The 3,604-nt window shown below is 34.1% G+C and carries 4 protein-coding genes; all 4 read left to right on the top strand.

Translation table 11 applies throughout. From position 1 onward, the window contains the following. A partial coding sequence (locus QZZ51_RS16360) for an SDR family oxidoreductase (RefSeq protein ID WP_291871641.1) occupies positions 1-977 on the top strand: 977 nt, incomplete at its 5' end. After that, on the top strand, positions 970-1,521 hold the full coding sequence (locus QZZ51_RS16355) for a serine acetyltransferase (protein ID WP_291871640.1): 552 nt from the start codon (positions 970-972) through the stop codon (positions 1,519-1,521). The genes QZZ51_RS16360 and QZZ51_RS16355, both read left to right, overlap by 8 nt. Before the next feature lie 2 nt (positions 1,522-1,523). Then, positions 1,524-2,855: a UDP-glucose/GDP-mannose dehydrogenase family protein gene (locus QZZ51_RS16350; protein WP_291871639.1), complete on the top strand. Its 1,332-nt coding sequence runs from the start codon at positions 1,524-1,526 to the stop codon at positions 2,853-2,855. A 14-nt stretch (positions 2,856-2,869) separates the two neighbouring features. Next, a partial coding sequence (locus tag QZZ51_RS16345) for a nucleotide sugar dehydrogenase (RefSeq protein WP_291871637.1) occupies positions 2,870-3,604 on the top strand: 735 nt, incomplete at its 3' end.

Here is a 3,604-nt window from a genome sequence, read left to right as displayed (position 1 = left end):
CTTCTAATACGGTATTAGTTACCGGTGGCGCTGGATTTATCGGATCTAATCTATGTGAAACTTTGTTACTAAACGGCAATAAAGTTATATGCTTAGACAACTTTGCTACCGGAAAAAGAGAGAATATAAATCCTTTATTATCGAATCCTAATTTCACTTTAATAGAAGGGGATATTAGAGATTTAGATACTTGCCATAAAGCATGTGAATCTGCCGACTATGTTTTACATCAAGCTGCGCTTGGTTCCGTTCCAAGATCTATTAATGATCCTATAACGAGTAATGACGTAAATGTTTCTGGATTTTTAAATATGTTGGTTGCGGCTAAAGACTCCAAAGTAAAACGATTTGTCTATGCGGCGAGTAGTTCTACGTATGGAGATTCTACGAACATGCCAAAAGTGGAGGATATTATAGGAAAGCCATTATCTCCTTATGCTATAACAAAATATGTTAATGAGTTATATGCCGAAATATTTAGCAATACCTATGGTTTAGTAACTATAGGCCTTCGTTATTTTAATGTTTTTGGTCGTAAGCAAGACCCTAATGGAGCTTATGCTGCGGTTATTCCTAAATTTGTGATGCAATTAATGAAACATGAATCTCCTGTAGTTAATGGAGACGGTTCTTTTTCAAGAGATTTTACATATATAGATAATGTTATACAAATGAATATTAGAGCTATTGCCTCTAATAATAAAGATGCCACCAATACGGTATATAATGTAGCATACGGCGAAAGAACCGATTTAAAGCAATTAATTACTTTATTAAAAGAATACTTAGGAGAATTTGACTCTGAAATAAAAAATGTAGAACCAATATACGGACCACAAAGAGCTGGGGATGTACCTCATTCTTTAGCTTCCATAGACAAAGCTAAAAATCTACTTGGTTACAACCCTGAACATAGTATAGAGTCTGGACTTAAGGAAGCTGTAAATTGGTATTGGGAAAATTTAAAAGATGAATAAACACATCAAATATGATTTATTCAGATACACACAAAAGACCACTTTTAAATTCCTTATAAAAGCTTGGTTAAAAAAACCTGGTTTTAAATACTCCTATTACCTAAGAAAAATTAGTGGACATAATTTAAATTCAATTTCTGGGTTATATTATAGGTATATGCTAAAAAAGCTAACCTATAAATATGGCATTCAAATCCCAATAAACACCAAAATAGGAAAAGGTTTGTTCATTGGCCATTTTGGCAATATTGTTATTAATAATGATGCTATAATAGGTGAAAATTGTAATATTGCTCATGGAGTAACAATTGGGCAAACTAATAGAGGTAAATATAAAGGCTGCCCCATAATTGGAGATAAAGTATGGATAGGCACTGGCAGTGTTATTGTCGGGAAAATTAATATTGGAAGCAATGTTTTAATAGCTCCATTAACCTATGTAAACCAAAATATTCCTAGCAACAGCATTGTAAAAGGAAACCCAATGGTGATTATAGAAAATAAAAACGCAACAAAAGAATATATTAATAACATTTTAAACTAATTATGAACTTAACAGTAATTGGAACTGGCTATGTTGGCCTTGTAAGTGGAACTTGTTTTGCTGAAATGGGAAACACAGTGACCTGTATTGATGTAGACACATCTAAAATCCAAAAATTAACGGAAGGTATTATCCCTATTTACGAACCAGGCTTAGAAGCCATGGTAAAACGTAATTATGAGAATAAAACCTTACGTTTTAGCACTAAATTATCCGATAATTTAGAAAAATGTGAGGTTGCATTCATAGCCGTAGGCACACCCATGGGAGATGATGGGTCTGCAGATTTACAATTTGTATTACAGGTAGCTAAAGAAATTGGCCAGCATATGACACACCCACTAGTTATAGTGGACAAATCTACCGTTCCTGTAGGAACAGCCGACAAAGTAAAAGCTGCGGTACAAAATGAATTAGACCAAAGAGGTTTAGATATTTCTTTTGATGTTGTTTCTAATCCAGAATTCTTAAAAGAAGGAGATGCCATAAATGACTTTATGAAACCGGATCGTGTTGTAATAGGTTCAGATAATGACAAAGCTTCGGATAAAATGAGAGCTCTTTATGCTCCATTCTTTAGATCTAGTGTGGACCGCTTAATTGCAATGGATGTGCGTTCTGCTGAAATGACTAAATATGTTGCTAATGCGATGTTGGCTACCAAAATTTCGTTTATGAACGAAATTGCAAATATATGCGAGTTAGTAGGTGCTGATGTTAATAAAGTGCGTATCGGGATTGGTTCGGATAGTAGAATTGGATATAGTTTTATTTATCCAGGAAGTGGTTATGGAGGCTCTTGCTTCCCTAAAGATGTAAAGGCACTAAAAAAGACCGCAGAAGAGCATGGGTATAACGCTCAATTAATTAAATCTGTAGAAGACGTAAATGACAATCAGAAATTAGTAATAGCCAATAAAGTTATTTCTCGTTTTGGAGAAGACTTAACAGGTAAAACATTTGCCGTTTGGGGACTTGCTTTTAAACCAGAAACAGATGACATGAGAGAGGCTCCGGCTATCTATATCATTAAAGAACTAGTAAAACGTGGTGCTAAAATAAATGCTTACGATCCAAAAGCAATGGAAGAAGCTCAACACTTTTATCTTAAAGACATAAAAGAAGTTACGTATTATAATTCTAAATACGAAACTCTAAAAGATGCAGATGCCATGATTCTTTTAACCGAATGGAAAGAATTTAGATCTCCAGATTTCGAAGAATTAAAACAACAATTAAAACAACCTATAGTTTTTGATGGTCGTAACCAATATAATGACGAGCGTATGAAACAAAATGGTTTTGAATATTTCCAAATTGGAAAAAAAGCCTAATTAAAAACCAAAATATGTCTAATATAAAAATAGCAGTCATCGGGTTAGGTTATGTAGGCCTCCCACTAGCTAGGTTATTTGCGACGAAATACCCTGTTATTGGTTTTGATATCAACGAAGGTAGAATTAAAGAACTACAAGCTGGATCAGACAGAACACTAGAAGTTTCTGACGACGTTTTAAGAGCTGTTCTTCAAGAATCCCCTAAAATGGATACAGGACTTTATTGTTCTAACCATCTAGAAGATATTGCCGATTGTAATTACTACATAGTTACCGTACCTACTCCTGTAGACAGTACTAATAGGCCCATTTTAACTCCTCTATATAAATCTAGCGAAACCGTTGGTAAAGTCTTAAAAAAAGGAGATACCGTGGTTTATGAGTCTACAGTGTATCCTGGAGTAACAGAAGATGAATGCGTACCGGTATTAGAAAAAATAAGCGGTTTAAAATTCAATGTAGACTTTTTTGTTGGTTATTCGCCAGAGCGTATTAACCCAGGAGACAAAGAACATACCGTTGAAAAAATACTAAAAGTCACTTCTGGCTCCACTCCTGAAATTGGAAAAAAAGTGGATGCATTGTATAACTCGGTAATTACTGCTGGTACATTTTTAGCTTCATCCATTAAAGTAGCAGAAGCAGCTAAGGTAATTGAGAATTCGCAAAGAGATATTAATATTGCTTTTGTAAATGAGTTAGCTAAAATTTTTAATTTAATGGATATTGACACGCATGATGTGTTA

Origin of the sequence: Maribacter sp. (assembly GCF_016744255.1) — a bacterium.
In the GTDB taxonomy this organism is placed as follows: domain Bacteria; phylum Bacteroidota; class Bacteroidia; order Flavobacteriales; family Flavobacteriaceae; genus Maribacter_B.
This window is presented reverse-complemented; position numbering and strand designations above follow the sequence as displayed.